Here is a 21,439-nt window from a genome sequence, read left to right on the forward strand (position 1 = left end):
CACTTTATTTAATTCTATCGATGTCTATGAATAACATCAACAGCGCCGGTTACTTCAATAATCGTACCAGTAATCATATCGGAATCTTCTTCACATAAAAACGAAATGGTTCTTGCAATATCTTCGCCTGTTCCAGATCTACCAATTGGTGTGTTACTACCTTTCAGATTTCGCGCTTCTTCAATCGTTGCTTCTTTCATTTCACCAATTATATCACCAGGGCAAACCATATTCGCAGTAATACCATATTCCGCCTCTTCGTAAGATACTGTTTTCGTTAATGAAACAAGTCCTACTTTCGCAGCCGCAAAGGCTGAACGATAAATCCATCCAGGTGCGCTATCTGCCCCTTGAAATCCATAGTTAATAATACGGCCAAATTGCTGGTTTCTCATAATCGGTACGACAAGTTTTAATAAATGAAACACCGCTGTTAAATTACCCTGGATCATTTCATTCCATTCGTCTTCTTCGTAATCGACTAATTTTTTCCTTTCAAATACGTAAGGACCAGCATTATTAATTAAAAAGTCAATTTTGCCAAAACGGCTCATCGCTTCTTCTACTATTTTATGTAAATCTTCCTTTTTCGTGACATCAGCTTGCACGAACTGTAGACGGTCTTCCATATTTTTATATGTTTCTTTCATTGTTTCCATAGCAGTTATATCGCTATGATACGTTACTGTTACTGAATACCCTTTAGCCAATAGCTTTTCTGTTACTTTCTTTCCTAAACCTTTCGTACCGGCTGTAATGAGCGCATGTCTCACAAAACTGCCTCCTTTTAAATTGCCATACTTCATATGTAACAAGTTCTCGCTCCAATTACAACTAAAATGAATTGAAACAAAGTTTTCAAAATTCTGTAACGTTTTAACAGGCACATTACCATAATTTGTTTTATAATTAAGTTGTAAACAGTTATAAAAATGATTGGGAGGAATTTACTATGAATAATACATATACAAATATTTTAATCGCGGTGGACGGTTCTAAAGAAGCAGAAAAAGCCTTTAAAAAGGCAATTCAAGTCGCAAAACGAAACAATGCAACATTAACAATTGCTCATATCGTTGATGTAAAAGCATACTCAGCAGTAGAGGCGTATAGCCGAGCAATTGCTGAACGTGCAAATCTATTTGCAGAAGACTTATTAGAAGACTACAAAAAAACTGCGCTTGAAGCTGGCCTTGAAAACATTGAAACTGTATTAGAATTCGGTAATCCTAAATCTAAAATTTCAAAAGAAATTGCTCCAAACAATAAAGTAGACTTAATTATGTGTGGTGCAACTGGTTTAAATGCTGTAGAACGTTTCCTAATTGGTAGCGTCTCTGAACATATTATTCGCTATGCGAAATGCGATGTCCTTGTTGTTCGTGGTGATGAGGAGCAAGGTGATCTTTAATTTATAAACATAAATAGGGTAGACAAGAGGAAATCTCTTACCTACCCTATTTTTATTTATACTTTAGGAATTCGATAATCCGGGTTATGCTGTTCCCAACCACCTTGTGTATTTACACTCGTATCTCCATCACCATCTACCCAAATTGTGCTCCCATCAGGTAAAACTCTTTCATGGGGTGTTACATGATGAGTATTCGGATTTTCCTCCGTTGTATATTCTACATCAGTTGCTTCTGGAGCTGATGCTTGTGCTATACTATCACTTTCTACTCCCTCTGCAATTCCATCCGCACCATCAATTATATCAATAACTCCAACTGAGAAGACGCCTACAGCTGCAACTTTAGCTAATTCTTTTCCTGCTTCTATTGCTTTATCAGTATCTCCTTCTCGTATCGCTTGCACAGTTTCAACTCCCTTTTCTGAAACATGTACAACTCCGTTTCCAATCGTCCTTGCCGTATCCTGAACCGTTCCAATTATTTCTTCATATCCTCGTTTCGCTTGCTGTTTATCGTCTGTAATGAGTCCACCTATAGCATCATATGTCCCATCAGCAATATTCCCAACAATTTCCCCAGTTTTAACAGTAGCTTTATTGACCCCTTTTCCAACATCCTTTATGAAATTACTGTTCGTAACTTCTCCTACTGCTTCTATCGCACCGCCAACTACTTCAGCTGTAACTTTAGCCGCCGCTCTAGTTACTGATTTAATTAAACTCATACCGCATCCCCTTTTATTTAAAATACAAAATATAATATTATTACGATTTTAATTATATAGTTGCAGCATATACACTACAACTCATTTCACATATCTCACTATAAATACAAGGCAAGCTACAACAACAATGACAACTGCAAACACATAAGGCGGAAGGAACTTCAAAGACCATAGCGCCATCATTATCGTCGCAACCGTTAAGTACGTTTGCTTTGCATCTTCTGTCATTTTTTTACGAAGTAAGAAAACATACACATAACCGATTGGCGGCGTAATGAAGCAAAGAACATATATAATTTTTGATTTTAAATACCACTTGTGTTCTCCAAGTTTCTTTATGTCTTCTTCTATTCTCTTACTCTCTTGTTCTCTCGCTTCTTCTTCAATAGGATCTTCCTCTTCTCCTCGCTTTTCTTTCATATAAGGAAGAAAGTGCATGAAAAAATAACATGCAAATACAATTGCCCAAAATTCAATATCCAATCTTTCTAGTGGAATATGCTCACTAAAAAATGCAGCAGCAATCACTAAAGAAAAACAATACGTTGTCATCCAAAATGAACGTTTTCTCTTTTTCCGTTCTATTTCTTTTTTATCTTTTACTTCTTGTACTTTCTTTTTTCTAGAAAGCCATACAGAAATACAGCAATCTACTACAAATAAAGTAAAGATAAATATTGCTATATGTATTGTTTTTACATTCTCAAATGTAAATATTCTTGGGAATGCAACGTGTAATACAATTAGCGTATACAAAATTAACCCTACAAAATAAATACGTCTCATTTTCCATTCCTTTCTTATTTTCTAACATTACACTAACATACATTTTTTAGTAATAGACGGACAAAATATATGTGTTTAGAAAAGGAGGGTGCTACATGGATGATTATGAACGTATTATTTTAGATGTGAATGGGAAAGAAATCGAAATGTTAGATACGATCCGCACACATTTTAAAGAGAAACATGGTGTGGAAGTAAGTAATGGTGCATTACTTAGAGATTTGATGGATATTGAGTATATTCGAATTACGGAAGGTCGACATAAGTATGATTAATCAATGAAGCTTTAAGCCTAGAACATATTGTTCTAGGCTTAATTAAATCTATACGAAAAATGTTATAATTAGGAAAAAGAATGGAGGATACCAAAATATGCAATCTGAAAATATCTCAAAACATTTTCATACATTACATGTGCAAAGAAACCAGTTCCTTCCTAAGCTTCATTCACTTTCACACGAACAACTATGGTACAGGAAAGAGGACGGAAAATGGTCTATTGGTGAACACTTTTATCACTTATATTTAATTGCAAGAATGCTAAAAGTAGCGATTAAATTCTCTTTCACTCTTATTCCTTATGCCAAACTAAGAAAAAACGCCCCATTTGCAACTGACATACATGATATTTATGCCGAATATAAAGAAAAACACGGCAAAGGAATGAAAGCTCCTTGGATTTTAATCCCTTCAAAAAAAGTCTATTACTCTATGAATGTAAACGAATTAGAAGAATTACTTTCAAGTGAAACAGATGAAATAAAAAAACTAGTTCAAAATATAGAAGAAAATATTGCAGGACATATCGTATTTTTAGATCCAATTGCTCACTACCCTAACCTTATTCAATCTATCCAACTATTAGCGATTCATGAGAAGCATCATTTTATGATTATGAAAAACAATTATGAAATGATAGATACATACCTAAAAATCTAAATACAAAAAGGTAAGGTACTTTCTAAAAAAGCACCTTACCTTCTATATCATACATCATTTAACTTCCAACAAACGCTATGGCTAACCCCTTCGCCTTCTCCAAAGCTTTTTCAATTTGTTCAAACCCTGTTCCACCAGCACTGTTACGACGCTTTACAGCTGCATAAGGTGAAAGAACTTCATATAAATCTTCTTCAAATAACGGACTCATTTCTTTATACGTTTCAAGTGGTACATCTAATAAATAAATTCCTTTTTGTGTGCAATGTAGAACTAACTTCCCAACAATTTCATGAGCCTGACGGAACGGCAGTCCCTTGCTTGCTAAATAGTCAGCAATTTCTGTTGCGTTAGAGAAGTCTTGCGTCACAGCTTGCCCCATTTTTTCTTTGTTTACAGTCATCGTTTCAATCATGCCTGCCATAATATGAAGGCATCCTTCTACTGTTTTCACTGTATCAAACATGCCTTCTTTATCTTCTTGTAAGTCTTTATTGTAAGCGAGCGGCAATCCTTTCATTACTGTAAGTAAGCTAAATAAATTGCCATATACTCTGCCTGTTTTCCCGCGAATAAGTTCCGCCATATCCGGATTTTTCTTTTGCGGCATAATACTGCTTCCAGTTGCGTATTGATCGCTCATTTCAATAAATTGAAACTCTTGACTACTCCATAAAATAAGTTCTTCGCAAAAGCGTGATAAGTGCATCATAAGCATAGATGAGTTACTTAAAAACTCCAGTATGAAATCACGATCGCTTACCGCATCTAAACTATTTTCATAGATTCCATTAAATCCAAGAAGTTCCGCACTATATTCTCGGTCAATCGGGAATGTTGTACCAGCTAGCGCTCCTGCTCCTAATGGTGAAATGTTAATACGCTTTAACGAATCTTCATAACGATTCACATCACGCTCTAACATCCAAAAGTAAGCAAGAATATGATGAGCAAACGATATAGGCTGTGCGCGCTGCAAGTGCGTATAACCAGGCATAATGGTTTCAATGTTATTTTCCGCTTGATGAACAAGAACAGTTTGCAATTGTTTTGTAGCTTTTATAATATCTTCTACTTTTTCTTTTAAATACAAATGCATATCTGTCGCTACTTGATCGTTACGGCTTCGGCCTGTATGAAGTTTCCCTCCTACTTCACCGATTCTTTCAATTAACATCTTTTCAATATTTAAATGAATATCCTCAGCTTCTACCGAGAAATGAAGTTTATTCTTTTTCGCTTCTTCTAATAAATATTGAAGCCCTATCTTGATTTTCTCTGCTTCCTCTTTCGTAACGATGCCTTGCTTTGCTAACATCGTAACGTGTGCAATACTCCCTTTTATATCTTGGCTAACCAATTGCTTATCAAAGGAAATAGAAGCTCCGAATTCTTCTACCCATGCTTCCGCTTCTTCTGTAAAACGTCCGCCCCAAAGTTTGCTCACGCTTCCACCTTCTTCTGATTCACTTGGCTGTATACTTTTGTAGGTAAACCGAATAGTGAAATGAAACCAACTGCTGCATCATGATTAAATTCATCCTGGGCAGTATACGTTGCAAGTTTTTCATCATATAAAGAGTACTCAGATTTACGTCCTTCTACAATCGCATGACCTTTAAATAATTTCACACGCACTGTACCTGTTACATTTTTTTGCGTTTCTTGTAAGAAAGCATTGAGTGCTTGTTTTAAAGGTGAGAACCATAAACCGTTATAAATTAATTCTGTTAGTTTTTGCTCAATCATCGGTTTGAAATGAGCGACCTCTTTCACAAGTGTTAAATCTTCAAGTTCTTTATGCGCTGTTATTAATGTCATTGCCGCTGGGCATTCGTACACTTCACGAGATTTAATACCGACAAGGCGATTTTCTACATGATCGATACGTCCAACGCCGTGTTTTCCAGCAAGTGCATTTAACGTTTTAATTAATTCTGAAAGTGAATATGCAGTGCCGTTTAAAGTCGTCGGTACCCCTGCTTCAAATCCGATTTCTACAAACTCTGGTTTATTCGGTGTATCTTCTAATGCTAATGTCATCTCGTATGCTTCTTCTGGCGGCGCTGCCCATGGATCTTCTAAAATTCCACATTCGTTGCTGCGTCCCCATAAGTTTTGATCGATTGAAAACGGGCTATCTAAATTAATTGGAATCGGTATATCATTTTCTTTTGCATACGCAATTTCTTCTTCACGTGACCATTTCCATTCACGTACAGGCGCAATAACTTCTAAATATGGATTCAACGCTTGAATAGAAACTTCAAAACGAACTTGGTCATTCCCTTTCCCTGTACATCCATGTGCAACTGCACTTGCACCTTCCTGCTCTGCAATTTCTACTAATTTTTTCGCAATAAGCGGACGAGATAATGCAGAGACAAGAGGATATTTCCCTTCGTATAACGTGTGAGCTTGCATCGCTATCAATGCATATTCATTCGCATATTCTTCTTGAACATCAATCATATATGATTTAATTGCTCCTACTGAAAGTGCTTTTTCTTTTACAAACGCTAAGTCTTTACCTTCCCCTAGATCTAAGCAAAGCGCGATAATATCATAATTCTTCTCTTGTAACCATTTAATTGCAACGGAAGTATCAAGACCTCCGGAATATGCTAATACAACTTTTTTCTTCTCCATTTTGCATCCCCCTAAAGAATAAATATTCATCTTTTCTTATAATAATCCAAACTTTATCACCTTTCATAAAATGAATCAAGGGGAATTTATAATTTTTTTCAAACAATTCCGTCGAACTTCTTTCTTTTTTTATGTAAAATAGAGGCAGGAAACTGGAGGGGTGTCTATGAAAAAGTATTTTATATACAATGAACATCTAGGAATTGAAGTGCCGAACATACAAGAAAAATGGGAAGACATCTCTGAACAAGCGCAGCATTCTATTTTATTAAAATGGGAGCAAATTCGCGGAAAAATACCTGATCGTATACAAGAGCTTGAACATCATATTAATCAAAAACAACATTGTTTAAATAACGAAGATAATTTCGAAATTTCCTGTAGGCTTAATTCAGAAATTGCCGATCTCGCTTCAATTATTAACGATCTTTGGCTTTGGTATCGTCTAACGCAAAACGTATCTGAGGGAAAAGCACACCAATGAAAAAAGCATGCCCCTCATTTACTTTGGGTCATGCTTTTTTATCGTAACAAGCTTTGCAATATATTTCTTGCGCCGTTTTTGCTAAACATACATCAAACGGGCCTACTAATATACTTCTTTCTTTCGGCAACTTCACAAAAGCAACTAGCTCTTCTTCATATTGAATCTTTTTCTCGCAAATTGCACATACTAATTCCTTTCTCTTGAACATATCTTTGAACATGATTCATCATCCCCTTTTATCTATTTATATTAATATAATCTCAAAACAAGTAATCCTTGTAAAAAATGACACATCACAAATCATCTCGTTCATATACTAATGAAACGTATTTATGAATGAAAGGAGGCCTTTAATGTATGCGAGCTTTCATTATTATCGCTTTAACTTTTTTAAGTGTTATTAGTTGGGATGCATTTTTTAAAGATAAAAGTGACGAAAAAAAATACAACTGAATAAACAGCTATCTTTTCTTACTTATTGGACAAACTTCTAAAAACTGCCCAATCCTACAAAATCACTTAGGCTTTTCTACAAAAATATTTAAACATAACATTTTTTGTAGATTCCCTCCGGTTATTGTCGGTTTCCATCCGCATACATTTTTTGAAAGTATGATATAATAATATAAATCTTGAAGGAAGGGATTTTGATATCATGATCGCTCGAAGGAGCATGTGGCATCGTATTGACGAATCATACACGTAGCGTATTTTTTAGCTCAGATACTTTAGTCTAGCGAAAAAAATACGAGAGTGGGGAAATTATGATTGCCCGAAGGATAATTTGGCAAAAAAAAGACTCTTCTTACACATAGCGTTTTGTTTAGGACTTAATTGTTACTAGCTAAACAAAACAAAGAAGAGCAGGATTGCTAAATGAAGAATTCTACTCCACGTTTTGTTTAGTCGCTTTAAGACTTAAACTAAAACGAAGGTAGGGAGAATTGATGGACGAGAGGATTATTCGTTATTTCTTCAGCGACATATAGCGTAGTTAGTTTTACGTAAACTAACTGAAAGCTACATGTGAGCTCGTAGTTAGTTTACAACACCAAAAGGACTACTAACTACGGAAAGAAGGAATAACGATGAGGAACATCCAAAGTCGACAAATTATTAAAGAAGTTTTTATGGTTTTAATCGGTTCATTTATTTTAGCAGCAGCGCTATATCACATTCACTTCCAAAACCACTTAACAGAAGGTGGCTTTGTAGGTATTGCACTATTTATCCAAAATTTTTATGATATTTCACCATCTATTTCAACTGTAGTAATGGATATCCCTATTATTTTACTATGTGCTTCATTTTTAGGTAGAAAAATGGTTGGCTATTCATTCTTAGGTTCACTTTCATTCGGAGTATTTTATTCCCTTATGGAAAATTATTCTCCTTTTACGGTAGATTTATCAAATAATTTATTTGTAGCTGCAGTAGTTGGCGGTGCGTTAGCTGGTATTGGACTCGGTTTTATATTGCGATTTGGCGGTGCAACCGGTGGAGACGATATTTTAACAATTATATTAAGTAAACGAACTCGGTTTACAATTGGGCAAATTTTCTTCGTCTTTGACGCGATTGTTCTTGCGCTTTCATTATATTATTTAAATTGGACAGAAATTGCTTTTACTATTCTTTCGATTGCCGTACAGGCAAAAACATTGGATTTAATTTACTATCCAAAAACAGAAAAGAAAGCAGCAAAGCAACCCGTTTCTATTCCAATGTCCAAAAAACATGCGACAAACTAAAAAGCGAAAGGCTTCGGCCTCTCGCTTTTTTTCATGCTCTCTTTTCTTTTTCTAATATATAGCGTACTTGATAAAACTTATTTGCAAATTCAGTAACATTCCTCGTTAAGCGATAGTTCACTGTAGATCCAATTGCCATTCCAAGTACAGGAATGCCTTGGAATAATTTGCGACGAAGAGCATAAATCGAAAACGTCTTCAAAATTTGTTTTAACACAACCTCAGTAGAAGCTGGCTTTAACACCTCTTCGTCTCCTTCATAAAAGAATGAATCTTCTTGCTCAAGTTCTCTCAGTAAATTGTACCATGCATATTGCTGAAGTCTCGCCGGCAATAATGCTGCATGGAATACCTTTAACGCAAGCATCATTTCATACGGCTTGTTCACATCATGCCCAAATGATGTCGCAATAAGTTGTACAGCCTTCACATTTAATGCAATCATAACCGGAAAATCAGCCGTTAATAATAATAGACCGCCAGCACCTGTTGCTCCGCCTTGTACGAATGAATATAGACGATGACGTGCTGTTTGCTGCTCTGCTATGTATGTTAATTGATCAATAGATAACGCCTTCAAATCTTCAAGTTGCTCAATGGATTCATCAAATAATCTCGACGTTCCTAAAATACGATTACGTGCATCTAACTGTGATTGTGAACTTTGAATAAGTGCATGCAAATGAAAGAGCCATCCATCTGCTTTCGTAAAAAAGTCTTTTCGTTTTTTCTCAGGTAGTTTTGCAACTGTAGTATGCAACCACTTATCAAACATCTTTTGAAAATCGGTCGCTTCTTGCTCTACTAATTGCCCTTCCCACTCTTTTATATTTTCTAAAATGGCTTGTTCTCGCTTCGATCGCATCGCAACAACCACCTCGTTCGATTTTTTTCTATTGTATCATATTTGCAAATATGCTTGTACATGGCATGTTCTTTATTTACAGCCTAAGTCCAAACATCTATCCGAATATATGTTATCAATTTCTACTTAGCTACATTATAATCATCCTTATACAAAACAAATAAGGAGCGATTATACATATGTATCCACATGCAAAAGCTTTTGGCATTGCTATACATCAAGAGCGACTTCTCGTACAAGAATATCGTACAGGCGACGAAACATATTATCGTCCTCTTGGCGGCTCAATTGAACTTGGTGAGAAATCAGCAGATACCATTATTCGAGAATTTAAAGAAGAGCTTCATGCAGAAATAGAAGTTACCGATTATTTAGGATGCTTAGAAAATATTTTTTATTCGGGTGAGGAAATTGGTCATGAAATCATTCAACTATATTCTTTACGCTTATTAGACACATCACTATATGAAATAGAGATACTGAATATAAAAGATGAACAAACAGCCTCATATGCAAAATGGATTCCCCTCACTGCATTCATTCAAAAGGAAAAAATACTATATCCAGATCGAATTTTAAAATATATACAAAAAAAAGACGAAATCCTTTAGGATTTCGTCTTTTTCATGCATATATTAACCAATATCTCCAAGACGTAATACGTCACGAGCAATCATAACTTCTTCGTCAGTTGGAATTACGATAATTTTTACTGGAGAGTGTGGGAAGCTGATGAATGCTTCTTCACCGAATACGTTATTGCGTTTTACGTCGAAGTATACACCCATGTACTCAAGGCCTTCTAATACGCGCTCACGAATAACTGCACTGTTTTCACCTACACCAGCTGTAAAGATGATAGCGTCAACGCCTTTCATACGAGCTGTGTAAGAACCGATGTATTTATGGATACGGCTTACGAACACGTCAAGTGCTACTTTCGCACGGTGGTCGCCTTCTTCTTCTTTCGCAATGATGTCACGTAGGTCACTAGAGTAACCAGTAAGACCTAACATACCACTCTTCTTGTTTAATACGCTAACTACTTCTTCTACAGTTTGGCCTGTTTTTTCCATGATGTATGGAATTAACGCAGGGTCAATGTTACCAGAACGTGTACCCATTGTTACACCAGCAAGTGGAGTGAAGCCCATAGAAGTATCGATAGACTTACCGCCTTCTACTGCTGCGATACTTGCACCGTTACCTAAGTGACAAGAAAGTAGGCTTAAGCCTTCAATTGGACGACCTAATAATTCAGCCGCACGCTCAGTTACGTATTTATGAGAAGTTCCGTGGAAACCGTATTTACGGATGCCAAATTTCTCATAGTACTCATATGGTAAGCTGTATAGGAATGCAGATTCCGGCATTGTTTGGTGGAATGCTGTATCGAATACTGCTACTGCTGGTACGTTTGGTAGTACTTCTTGGAACGCTTTAATACCAACAAGGTTTGCTGGGTTGTGAAGTGGTGCTAAATCGCTTAATTCTTCGATATCAGCTAATACTTCATCATCAATTAAAACAGAATCAGCAAATTTTTCGCCGCCGTGTACAACACGGTGACCGATACCGCCAATCTCATCAAGAGATTTTACGATTCCGTTTTCAGTTAATTTCTTAAGAAGCATGTTAACTGCTACTGCATGATCTGGGATGTTTGTAATTTCTTTTTGTTTTTCGCCATTTACAGTAATTGTGAAGACACTATCTTCTAAACCGATACGTTCTACTAAACCTTTTGTTAATACTGTTTCACTTGGCATTTCAAATAATTGGAACTTTAAGGAAGAGCTTCCTGCGTTAATCGCGATGATTTTTGACATCTAGTCTTTCGCCCCTTTTTCTCTTGGTAGTTGTGTGGATCATTCCACAAACCGCTCGATTTTATCTAATTAAATTCACTCATTATGAAAACGTTTCATCATTAGTAAATTTTATACTCACGATTTTAATTTAAACATCGTCCGACATATATTTCAAGTGAAAAAATTGTAACACCAAGAAAAAAAATATATTACAGATTTCAAAAAGATTCAGTTAAATCTTGTATATATTAAAAAATATTCCATATTATATACAACTGTACTACATTAATCACTAACCCTGTTACATATATCTGGCATTACTTATGTGTTGCAAACCACGTATTTAGTTGATCCATCATGTTCTCCATAGCCTTCATGTTGGAGAATTTAGGTAATTCCACTAATAGTGCCTGTTTCGGCATTATTACATCCTGACCTTTCTTTTGGAGAACAAATATACTTTTTGCATTTTTCTCGTTTTTAAACATGGAAACAGGTAGCTGTAACAATCCTTGAATAAAGCATGTTTCTTTAATGAATGCATGTAGCTTTGGCGCTTGATCACTTTCAAAAATGAAGTTTGGTACTAAGAAGAATAAATACCCGCCTTCTTTCGTATGTTTCACACTTTGTTCAATAAATAAGTGATGCGCATATGACATTCCTTCATCTGCTTTTAATGTATATTCACTTGCACCGATTTCATTTGGATAGTAACCAATTGGCAAATCTGAAACAACTGCATCAACTGGATCAATATAAAGTGGCGCTAGTCCATCTTGATGGAAGAATTCGATTGCATGCTTTTGTAAATTCGCATTTACTAAAGCAAGTTTAATTAGCACTTCATCCACTTCTACACCAAATCCACTCATTGCTAGTTCTTCTTTGGCGCTATTAAACACGGTAGTCATTAAGTTACCCGTTCCAATTGCAGGGTCTAAAACTGTAATTTCTTTTTGCCCTTGCATAAATTTATGGAATAAGTAGCTCATGAACATTCCAACTGCATCTGGCGTCATTTCGTGATTCGCTTGTACGCCTTCTTTCATTCCTTTTAAAATGGCTAGCTGAAATGCTTTACGAATTTCTTCCCCTTTATATGTTTCTTCATTAAACGTACTATATTCACGATTCAACCTTTCAATTGTTGATTCGGATAATTCCTCTTGTAAAATCGCTCCCTCAAACAAGTTATCACCTGTTTCTACAAGCGCCTCTAAATATGTTACATCTAATTCTTTACGTAAAACTACCGTAGAAGAATCAAAAATAGAAAATAATGTTTCTACTGCCTGACTCACGTACATTCCTCCTTCTCTCTTTTACACATAACTTATATCATACCACAAAGTGATTTTTTCCAAAAAGAAAAAGCGACCTCCTGTAAAGAGCTCCCTTTTAAGTTATATATGATATAACGTTTTTTCTCATATATTGGTACCATTGAGCAGCAATATATGAGAAAAAACGACCTCTTCTAAAGTGAAACTTTAATGAGAGGTCGTCTTCTTTTACATTACTTTGCAGATTTAGCTGCTTCTAATGCTGCTTCATAGTTTGGATGGCTTGTACCTTCGCTTACGTATTCTACGTAAACTACTTTGTCATTGCTATCTACTACGAATACTGCACGAGCAAGTAAACGAAGTTCTTTCATTACTAAGCCATAAGCTTCACCGAATGAAAGGTCACGGTGATCAGAAAGTGTCGCAACATTTTCTAAACCGTTAGCTGCACACCAGCGTTTTTGAGCGAATGGTAAATCAGCACTAATTGTTAATACTTTCGTATTTTCAATACCTGCTGCATCTTCGTTAAAACGACGAGTTTGTGCATCACATACACCTGTGTCGATTGAAGGTACAACACTAATTAATTTTACTTCACCTTTGTATGTTTCTAAACTTACTGGAGATAAGTCATTTGCTAATACTTGGAAGTTAGGCGCTTGATCGCCAACTTTAACTTCTGTTCCAACTAAAGTCATTGGGTTACCTTTAAAAGTTACATTTGCCACTTGAAAATCCTCCCTTATTTAAACAAAATATGTACAATGTAAATGATAGTTTGTCCCTATCGATAATGCAAATAAAATCGCTTTATTTACAAAAAAATAAAGAAGCTAATCCATTGATTAGCTTCTTTACTCGTTAAATTTGAAATTCCGGATCATCTTCTTTTCGTTTATCCATCATTTCTTTCACTTTATCAACAGCTTGTGGCGCTAATTCAATTATTTTGTCAATGACATGTGTTTGTTTATCTAAATGTAAAACTTTCACACCATCTCCATTTATAACGAGAAAGGCAACAGGATTAATGGAAACCCCACCACCGCTACCTCCTCCAAATGGATGACGGCCTGAATGCTCTACTTTGCCAAATTCACTTCCACCAGCAGCAAAGCCAAAACTTACTTTCGAAACGGTAAGAATTACACTTCCATCTGCCGCTTTAATTGGATCACCAACAATTGTATTTACATCAGTCATTTGTTTTAAATGCTGCATTGCGGTTGTCATTAAACCTTGAATTGGATGGTCCATTCTATATCCCCCCTATGCTTGAACAGATTTATCTGTCATACCAGACTTTTGTTTTCTCATAAACATGAGTAGTTTTACCGCTGTTTTCACAGTACGAAATATGCGAAAGGAAGCCGTTAATTCACATCTTGATGCAAATCCCTTCCCTTGAAAAACAGGTGTAATTTCAAATTCTGGTACGTCGACAATATGCATATATTGTCCTACAACTCCAGCAGCCATTCCTTTTGTCCCCCATGCATATCCAGTGACAATTCCAGTACTAGCCGCATCACCTGCTCCAATTTGTGAATGCCATTTCCAACTATTGATTTTCACTCGTTTGAGAAAATCTTTAACAATAGTATGAACTTCTTGAAGCTTTTTTATCAGTTCTCCAATGCTATCAAGTTGTGCCATAATTTTATTATCTATTCCGCCATCTTTCTCAGCTTTTTCGATTTTCTGCCCCGTCTTTTTCTGCTGTTTTTCAATTCTTTCCAATACATCAAACGTATATCGAATCATCCATATTTTCACTTGAAATAAACACTGTTTTTCCATTTCTGAATATAAAAACGTCACCTTAAGCGATATTTTCGATAATAGTATTAGCAAAATAAAAAGTAGAAGAATTATCATTCCAATTACGAGCCATTTCATTCGTACCATCCTTTCACTCCATACCCATTATCGACAAGTTTATTCATCATTAAACAACCTTTGATAAAATTGAATATAAAAATTTTTCTAAAAATAAAAAGGGATTTTGACATTTCATATCGAAATATACTATTTGAGCATATTATTCAGAATGAAATCTGATGATATGCAGCACTAAAACTAGAAAATTTAACTGCAGTGGAGGGATACATAATGGCAAATCGTCGCAATTTATTTTTCTTTTATGGTGATGACAAAGTAACACTCGTTGAAAAAATGAAACCAGTATATCGTATTTTAGAGGAGAATGGATTTACCATATTAGATCATCCAAAAAATGCAAACGCTATCGTCAGCGTTGGAGATGATGGAACTTTCTTACAAGCCGTTCGTAAAACTGGCTTTAGAGAAGATTGCTTATACGCAGGTATTTCTACGAAAGATGAAATTTCTTTCTACTGCGATTTCCACATCAATCACATTGATACAGCCCTTCAAGAAATTACAAAAAACGAAATTGAAGTGCGAAAATATCCAACAATTAAAGTAGATGTAGATCATGGTACATCTTTCCATTGTTTAAATGAATTTTCATTACGCTCTAGCATCATTAAAACATTTGTCGTAGATGTACACGTCGACAATTTACATTTTGAAACATTTAGAGGTGATGGATTAGTTATCTCCACACCAACAGGAAGTACCGCTTACAATAAATCATTACATGGTGCCGTTGTCGATCCACTTATCCCATGTTTCCAAGTAAGCGAACTAGCATCTTTAAATAACAACACATACCGTACACTCGGATCACCGTTTCTTTTAAATCACGAGCGTACGTTAACTTTAACACTTAGACCAGATGGCAATGATTACCCTGTTATCGGAATGGATAACGAAGCACTTAGCATTAAACAAGTGGAGAAAGCCGTTGTTCGTTTAAGCGATAAACAAATTAAAACTGTTAAATTAAAAAACAATTCCTTCTGGGAAAAAGTACAGAGAACGTTTTTATAGTAATAAAATAACCGTCGAATTATGGGATTTCCATAATTCGACGGTTATTTATTTCCCCCGATTGGTGTGGTCAGCCATCTCTTACTATGCAGTCGCCATTATTGTCAGCTTTTGTCGGTAAATCGATATATTTTAAAAATCGCTGATATATTTTGAATTGCGGTCGATATATTTCAATAATCGCTGATATATTTCGAGTTGCGGTCGATATATTCCGAAAATCGCTGATATATTTTCACACGTCTTTTCTATAAACAATCTCCCCATCAATGACGGTCATTTCTGCCTGTACTTCTTTTATTTCTTCCGCCTCAATTTCAAAAACATTACAGTCTAATATCGTAAAGTCTGCTTCATATCCTTTTGTAATTTGCCCTCGATTTGCTTCTTTTCCAATTGCATACGCACTTCCTGTTGTAAATAAAGAAACCGCCTCATATACCGTTAATCTTTCTTCTGGCATATAGCATACGCCGTCAATAAAGCTTCTACGTGTAACAGCACTATATATACCTAAAAATGGATTCACTTGTTCAATTGGAGCATCAGATCCACCGTTGCAGTGCAACCCTGCGCCAAGTAATGTCTTCCAAGCGTACGCGTAACGAAGACGATGCTTTCCTAGTTTTTCAATAACTGACGGAAAATCCGATGAAACAAAGACGGGCTGAATATCAATAATTGCTTGCAAACTCTTCATTCTTTCAATTAATTCTTCACGGGCAAGCTGGCAATGAATAATGCGGTCACGTAATCCTTCTGCTGGTGGATATAATTCAAGCGCATCAATGACATATTCTAGTGATAAATCACCGATTGTATGAATCGCAACTGGCATATGTAAATCACGTGCTTTCTTCACTAACCCTGCAAGCTCTTCACGTGAGAAAATCGCAACTCCATTCGTTTCCTGCGCATCTTCATACGGCTCACTTAATAAAGCTGTTCTTCCGCCAAAAGAACCGTCAGAAAAAATCTTCATCGCCCCAAATTCAATATAGTGCTCATTTTCATATTCTTTTCGCTCATTCGCTACTTCATGATGAACGAGCAAATGTGCTTTAAATGGCATTTCTTTTATAACGTGTGAAAACGCATTGTACGTTTTTTCAAAGCCGCCATAATAATTTAAGTCTTCCGTGTGCCCGCCAACTAATCCGTATTGCCAGCAGTCTGAAATCGCTGTTTGCAGAGCCCTTTGCAAATACACTCCATCTATTTCAGGCTGAACATGTTTAATTAACTCTTGTCCTTGCTCATATAAAAGTCCTGTTAATTTATTTAATGAGTCACGACCAATTTTTCCGCCCTTTGGATCTTGCGTCGCTTCTGTTATGTTCGCTTCTTGCAATATGTATGAATTCACCCATGTCACGTGACGACAAACGCGCTTTAATAAAATCGGATGTTCTTTAGAAATCTCATCTAAATCACGTATATGAACATGTTTTGTATCTGTAAAATTATTTTCATTCCATCCTTCTCCGATAATCCAAGAGCCTTTTGGTGCTTCTTCTACTCGATTCTGAACAAGGGTAAGCACTTCGCTATAAGATTTGCAATTTGATAGATCTAGACGAAGTAACCTCTCCCCATGCCCAATAAGGTGCATATGGCTATCAACAAGCCCTGGAATCATCGTTTTCCCTTGTAAGTCACACGACTTCACTTCCGAATATCGATTTTCTAATTCATCTTTATTCCCCACATCAACAATGATGCCATTTTCAACGTAAACGGCGTCCACTTTTTCATTCTCTTCTCGCATCGTATAAATGCTTCCGCCATGCCAAATTTCTCCCATATACTCATCCCCTTTTTACTTTAGTCTACGAGATTAAAGTGTATAAAAAAAGCACCATTTCGATTAAAAATGGTGCTTTTCTAAAAATTATTTTTGTTCAGTAGGGTTCGTTGTAACTTGCCATTCAATATTAAATTTATCTTTCAATTGTCCGTATGCTGGGCTCCAAAAAGTTTCTTGAAGTGGCATGATAACTTCTCCACCTTCTTGTAACTTATCAAATACTTCTTTCGCTTTTTCTGCGTTATTAATTCGAATTGCGATTGTTACTTGAGATCCGATCGCATGCCCTTGACCTGGGAATGTATCAGAAATCATAAGTTCCGTATTACCAACTTTTAAATGAGCATGTAAAACGCGCTCTTTTGCTTCAGCTGGAATCGGGTATTCTGGATTTTCAGGCATGTCACCAAAAGTTTGCATTACTTCTACTTTTGCGTCTAACGCCTCTTTATAAAATTGTACAGCTTCTTGCCCACTACCATCTAAAACTAAGTAAGGATTAATACCTAAAATCATACGGACACCTCTTTTTTAAATTTATAAAATCGAACTTGTGTTCGTTTTTATAATATCATACGTTTTACATTTCATTCAACTATTTACTTCCTCATTTTCAAAATTATTTTGAAGGAAGCTCCATCTCTTGTTTTCTAAGTTCAATACGGCGAATTTTTCCGGAAATCGTTTTTGGTAGTTCATCTACAAATTCAATTTTTCGAGGGTATTTATATGGTGCAGTCAGTTCTTTGACGTGTTGTTGGAGCACTGGAATTAATGTTTCTTCGTTCTTTTCTATATTCTCTCTTAATACGATAAATGCCTTCACGACACTTCCGCGAATTTCATCTGGACTTGCGACAACCGCACATTCTCTTACGTATGGGTGTTTTACAAGTGCATCTTCTACTTCAAACGGCCCGATTGTATAGCCAGAGCTAATAATGATATCATCTCCGCGTCCTTCAAACCAAAAATAGCCGTCTTCATCTTTTTTCGCTTTATCACCGGTAATATAATAATCACCGCGGAATTGCATCGCTGTACGCTCATCGTCTTTATAATATTGTTTAAAGAGTGCTGGTGTTTCAATGTGAACTGCAATATCACCAACTTCTCCTACCTGTACTGGAACTCCTTCTTCATTTACGATATCAACATGGTTTCCTGGCGTTGGTTTTCCCATTGATCCTGGTCTAATATCCATCCCTTTCATTATCCCAACAAGTAATGTGTTTTCCGTTTGCCCATAACCGTCTCTTACCGTAATATCGAAATGCCTTTGGAACGTTTCAATCACTTCTCTGTTTAACGGCTCACCAGCTGATACAGCGCTATGTAACGCTTCTAAATTGTACTCATTTAAGTTTTCTACCTTTGCCATTAATCTATACTCAGTCGGTGTACAACAAAGCACATTCACCTTATTATCGCCTAATAAATTCAAATACGTTTTCGGTTCAAATTTACCGTGGTATACAAATCCTGTTGCACCTGAACCGAGAGTCGCTACAAACGGGCTCCAAATCCACTTTTGCCAACCTGGACTAGCCGTTGCCCATACAACATCATCTTCTTCGATTCCGAGCCAGTTCGGAGCGCTTGTACGTAAATGAGCGTATGCCCAAGCATGCGTATGAACAACTCCTTTTGGATTTCCTGTCGTCCCTGACGTATAAGATAAAAAGACCATATCTTCTTTATCTGTCTTCGCCATTTCTAACATGTCACTTTCTGTTTCTAATGCTGTTTTTAAATTCGTCCAACCATCTACTGAACGCTCGCTCAAGACGAATTTTTGAAGAGATTCCACCGCTTCTACGCCGTCAAATTGTCCAATATACGGTTCGTAACTTACGATAGCCTTTACTTCTCCGTGCCCAATACGATACTCAATATCTTTTTTACGTAACATTTCTGAGCTTGGAATAACGACAAATCCTGCTTTAATCGCAGCAATATACGTCATGTAAGCTTCAATTAAGCGCGGCATCATAATAAGAAGCTTGTCCCCTTTTTGTAAGCCACTTTTTATAAAAGCGTTTCCAATTCTATTCGCACCTTGCATTAATTCAAAATATGTAATCTCTCGTCTATTCCCTTTATCATCTTGCCAAATTAAAGCAAGCTTCTCTTTATCACTCGTATATTTCTCTATTTCCGAAACTAAGTTATAAGATGGCGGCGCCAACAATTCCTCTCTCTTCATAAACATCCTCCTTTATTTCTATGCCTCTCTTATATAATAAAGAATTTTCTGCGAATTTTGAACCCTCTTCTTTTGACAAATTTTTTATATTTATGTCGAACCGTTGAATAAAATTATATCGATTTATCGATAAAGTGAAACTTTAATCAGTGGGGGTTTTGTCCATCCCCCACTGATTATTAGCCCGCACCAATCGGGCCTTTACGGGCAGTAAGACTCCCACAAATAGCGGGATAAATAATGACAAAAAAAAGAAAGAGCGGGAGAACCCGCTCTTTCTAAGCCATCGTATATGGGATTATTTTTGGTAACCGCCTAATTGTTGCTCAGCTAGTGAAACTAGACGTTTAGTAATTTCGCCACCAACAGATCCGTTAGCGCGAGATGTTGCATCAGCTCCAAGTTGAACACCAAACTCTTGAGCGATTTCGTATTTCATTTGATCTAATGCTGCTTGAGCACCAGATACTGCTAATTTATTTGTGCTTGCCATGTTGTATCACCTCCTTGTGAGTATAGAGTGTGATAAACAACATGACTTCATGCACATTTGAATGTGGTAATTTATGGGTTTAGAAAAGTTCTTCGAATTTTTCTTCTTCAGCCACTACTTCTACTGTTTGTAATACCATTGTTTCTTTGTTCGCTACAGCCTCTTCAATTAACGGCGCGAAATCGTACTTCGCTTCAAAACGATTTGCTTTCTCACGCTTCGGTTTCGTCGATGGACTTGCTGGTGTGAATACTGTACAGCAGTCTTCATATGGACGAATTGAAATATCATACGTTCCAATTTCTTTTGCAATTTTAATAATTTCTAATTTATCCATCGTAATAAGCGGACGAATAACAGGATAGTTTGTTACTTCGTTAATCGTATGCATACTATCTAACGTTTGGCTTGCTACTTGTCCAAGACTTTCACCAGTCGTAATTGCAAGTGCATTACGCTCCTCTGCAATACGCTCTGTAATACGCATCATCATACGACGCATAACTGTCATAGAATAGCTAGATGGAATTTCTTTATTAATCGTTTTTTGCACTTCAGTAAATGGAACAAGGTGAAGTGTTACACGTTTACAGTATTTCGTTAACTCTTGTGCTAAATCGATTACTTTTTGTTTCGCGCGCTCGCTTGTGAAAGGTGGACTATGGAAATGAACTGCTTCCACAGATACGCCGCGTTTCATCGTTAAGTAAGTTGCTACCGGGCTATCGATACCACCAGAAAGAAGTACCATTACTTTTCCGCCAACGCCAACTGGTAAACCGCCTGCTCCCATGTGCTCACCACACATAATATAGCTATAACCACTGCGAATTTCTATACGTACATTCACATCTGGATTATGAACATCTACTGTGATATCCTCTGTATTTTCTAAAATGTGCCCACCGATTTCTGGAAGTAACTCCATCGTCTTCATTGGGAAGCGCTTATCAGAACGGTGCACTGTAATTTTAAATGTTTTCACATCACCTTTTACTTGTAAGAAAGCTGCTAATGCACCTTTTTTAATATCTTCTAATTCTGATGGTACTTTCATCGCTAAGTTAAACTTATGAATACCAAATACATCTTTCAATCTTTCAGAAATTTCTTCATGGTCTTCGCCATTTAACTGAATGTACATACGATCATGTGTTGCATCAATTTTAATGTTTGGGAATTTTTTTAATTTGAATTTCACATTATCTCTTAACGTACTTACAAACTTAGAACGATTCTTTCCTTTTGTCGTCATTTCTCCATAACGAACTAAAATATATTCATATGTCATCATATTT

The 21,439-nt window shown here is 36.2% G+C and carries 24 protein-coding genes; 7 read left to right on the plus strand and 17 right to left on the minus strand.

Translation table 11 applies throughout. The features are described from left to right. Window positions 1–14: 14 nt before the first annotated feature. A complete protein-coding gene (locus tag MHB76_RS21935) occupies window positions 15–806 on the minus strand; it encodes an SDR family oxidoreductase (protein ID WP_078175073.1) in 792 nt (263 codons plus the stop codon). 146 nt (window positions 807–952) lie between these two features. Between MHB76_RS21935 and MHB76_RS21940 the strand changes: the two genes are divergently transcribed. After that, the gene (locus MHB76_RS21940) at window positions 953–1,411 is read left to right on the plus strand and encodes a universal stress protein (RefSeq protein WP_002112239.1); all 459 of its coding nucleotides are present in this window, start codon (window positions 953–955) and stop codon (window positions 1,409–1,411) included. A 56-nt stretch (window positions 1,412–1,467) separates the two neighbouring features. Here MHB76_RS21940 and MHB76_RS21945 read toward each other — a convergent pair whose 3' ends face one another. After that, on the minus strand, window positions 1,468–2,139 hold the full coding sequence (locus MHB76_RS21945; protein WP_078175056.1) for a hypothetical protein: 672 nt from the start codon (window positions 2,137–2,139) through the stop codon (window positions 1,468–1,470). Window positions 2,140–2,220: 81 nt separating this feature from the next. Further along, window positions 2,221–2,925 carry a hypothetical protein gene (locus tag MHB76_RS21950; protein WP_078175055.1) on the minus strand — a complete coding sequence of 235 codons (705 nt, stop codon included), beginning with the start codon at window positions 2,923–2,925 and terminating at the stop codon, window positions 2,221–2,223. 95 nt (window positions 2,926–3,020) lie between these two features. Between MHB76_RS21950 and MHB76_RS21955 the strand changes: the two genes are divergently transcribed. Together MHB76_RS21955 and MHB76_RS21960 are read left to right on the plus strand one after the other, a co-directional pair. Continuing rightward, a complete protein-coding gene (locus MHB76_RS21955; RefSeq protein WP_002112241.1) occupies window positions 3,021–3,200 on the plus strand; it encodes a hypothetical protein in 180 nt (59 codons plus the stop codon). 97 nt (window positions 3,201–3,297) lie between these two features. Further along, window positions 3,298–3,864 (plus strand): DinB family protein, encoded by a 567-nt coding sequence (locus MHB76_RS21960; RefSeq protein WP_002167577.1) that lies wholly within the window; start codon window positions 3,298–3,300, stop codon window positions 3,862–3,864. A gap of 58 nt (window positions 3,865–3,922) precedes the next feature. Here MHB76_RS21960 and argH read toward each other — a convergent pair whose 3' ends face one another. Next, window positions 3,923–5,311, minus strand: a complete 1,389-nt coding sequence (gene argH, locus MHB76_RS21965; protein WP_078175053.1) for an argininosuccinate lyase — start codon at window positions 5,309–5,311, stop codon at window positions 3,923–3,925. Beyond that, complete coding sequence (locus MHB76_RS21970) at window positions 5,308–6,513, minus strand: argininosuccinate synthase (protein ID WP_002129394.1); 1,206 nt, start codon at window positions 6,511–6,513, stop codon at window positions 5,308–5,310. Before MHB76_RS21970 ends, argH begins: the two co-directional genes overlap by 4 nt. A gap of 166 nt (window positions 6,514–6,679) precedes the next feature. Between MHB76_RS21970 and MHB76_RS21975 the strand changes: the two genes are divergently transcribed. After that, complete coding sequence (locus MHB76_RS21975; protein ID WP_002160236.1) at window positions 6,680–6,997, plus strand: hypothetical protein; 318 nt, start codon at window positions 6,680–6,682, stop codon at window positions 6,995–6,997. Between the two features lie 28 nt (window positions 6,998–7,025). Here MHB76_RS21975 and MHB76_RS21980 read toward each other — a convergent pair whose 3' ends face one another. After that, the gene (locus MHB76_RS21980) at window positions 7,026–7,220 is read right to left on the minus strand and encodes a hypothetical protein (protein ID WP_002112246.1); all 195 of its coding nucleotides are present in this window, start codon (window positions 7,218–7,220) and stop codon (window positions 7,026–7,028) included. Window positions 7,221–8,088: 868 nt separating this feature from the next. Between MHB76_RS21980 and MHB76_RS21985 the strand changes: the two genes are divergently transcribed. Continuing rightward, entirely contained in the window at window positions 8,089–8,751 is a 663-nt protein-coding gene (locus MHB76_RS21985) for a YitT family protein (RefSeq protein WP_002112250.1), read from the plus strand. Window positions 8,752–8,782: 31 nt separating this feature from the next. On the opposite strand, the gene MHB76_RS21990 is transcribed toward MHB76_RS21985, so the two are convergent. Continuing rightward, on the minus strand, window positions 8,783–9,616 hold the full coding sequence (locus MHB76_RS21990) for an EcsC family protein (protein WP_002112252.1): 834 nt from the start codon (window positions 9,614–9,616) through the stop codon (window positions 8,783–8,785). Window positions 9,617–9,795: 179 nt separating this feature from the next. On the opposite strand from MHB76_RS21990, the gene MHB76_RS21995 reads away from it, so the two are divergent. Continuing rightward, the gene (locus tag MHB76_RS21995) at window positions 9,796–10,227 is read left to right on the plus strand and encodes an NUDIX hydrolase (RefSeq protein ID WP_078175051.1); all 432 of its coding nucleotides are present in this window, start codon (window positions 9,796–9,798) and stop codon (window positions 10,225–10,227) included. A gap of 24 nt (window positions 10,228–10,251) precedes the next feature. Here the strand turns inward: MHB76_RS21995 and ackA are convergent, their stop codons facing one another. From ackA to MHB76_RS22020, 5 genes are all read right to left on the minus strand, one after another. Then, window positions 10,252–11,445 (minus strand): acetate kinase, encoded by a 1,194-nt coding sequence (gene ackA, locus MHB76_RS22000; protein ID WP_078175049.1) that lies wholly within the window; start codon window positions 11,443–11,445, stop codon window positions 10,252–10,254. Window positions 11,446–11,744: 299 nt separating this feature from the next. Further along, the gene (locus tag MHB76_RS22005; protein ID WP_078175047.1) at window positions 11,745–12,731 is read right to left on the minus strand and encodes a class I SAM-dependent methyltransferase; all 987 of its coding nucleotides are present in this window, start codon (window positions 12,729–12,731) and stop codon (window positions 11,745–11,747) included. 215 nt (window positions 12,732–12,946) lie between these two features. Beyond that, window positions 12,947–13,447, minus strand: a complete 501-nt coding sequence (gene tpx / locus MHB76_RS22010; protein WP_002112256.1) for a thiol peroxidase — start codon at window positions 13,445–13,447, stop codon at window positions 12,947–12,949. A 133-nt stretch (window positions 13,448–13,580) separates the two neighbouring features. After that, on the minus strand, window positions 13,581–13,976 hold the full coding sequence (ytfJ, locus tag MHB76_RS22015) for a GerW family sporulation protein (RefSeq protein ID WP_000350003.1): 396 nt from the start codon (window positions 13,974–13,976) through the stop codon (window positions 13,581–13,583). Window positions 13,977–13,988: 12 nt separating this feature from the next. Next, a complete protein-coding gene (locus MHB76_RS22020) occupies window positions 13,989–14,627 on the minus strand; it encodes a DUF2953 domain-containing protein (protein ID WP_002160233.1) in 639 nt (212 codons plus the stop codon). 204 nt (window positions 14,628–14,831) lie between these two features. Here MHB76_RS22020 and MHB76_RS22025 point away from each other — a divergent pair, with 204 nt between their 5' ends. After that, window positions 14,832–15,635, plus strand: a complete 804-nt coding sequence (locus tag MHB76_RS22025) for an NAD kinase (RefSeq protein WP_078175045.1) — start codon at window positions 14,832–14,834, stop codon at window positions 15,633–15,635. A gap of 235 nt (window positions 15,636–15,870) precedes the next feature. Here MHB76_RS22025 and MHB76_RS22030 read toward each other — a convergent pair whose 3' ends face one another. From MHB76_RS22030 to thiI, 5 genes are all read right to left on the minus strand, one after another. Beyond that, window positions 15,871–17,439: an amidohydrolase gene (locus MHB76_RS22030; RefSeq protein WP_078175043.1), complete on the minus strand. Its 1,569-nt coding sequence runs from the start codon at window positions 17,437–17,439 to the stop codon at window positions 15,871–15,873. An 87-nt stretch (window positions 17,440–17,526) separates the two neighbouring features. After that, a complete protein-coding gene (locus MHB76_RS22035; protein ID WP_002160231.1) occupies window positions 17,527–17,958 on the minus strand; it encodes a VOC family protein in 432 nt (143 codons plus the stop codon). A 103-nt stretch (window positions 17,959–18,061) separates the two neighbouring features. Then, the gene (gene mbcS, locus MHB76_RS22040) at window positions 18,062–19,648 is read right to left on the minus strand and encodes an acyl-CoA synthetase MbcS (protein ID WP_199708913.1); all 1,587 of its coding nucleotides are present in this window, start codon (window positions 19,646–19,648) and stop codon (window positions 18,062–18,064) included. A gap of 298 nt (window positions 19,649–19,946) precedes the next feature. Further along, a complete protein-coding gene (locus MHB76_RS22045; protein ID WP_000168891.1) occupies window positions 19,947–20,141 on the minus strand; it encodes an alpha/beta-type small acid-soluble spore protein in 195 nt (64 codons plus the stop codon). Window positions 20,142–20,220: 79 nt separating this feature from the next. Further along, a complete protein-coding gene (gene thiI, locus MHB76_RS22050) occupies window positions 20,221–21,435 on the minus strand; it encodes a tRNA uracil 4-sulfurtransferase ThiI (protein WP_016106351.1) in 1,215 nt (404 codons plus the stop codon). Window positions 21,436–21,439: the final 4 nt, after the last annotated feature.

This window comes from Bacillus sp. FSL M7-1345 (genome assembly GCF_038006985.1).
Classification (GTDB): Bacteria; Bacillota; Bacilli; order Bacillales; family Bacillaceae_G; genus Bacillus_A; species Bacillus_A cereus_U.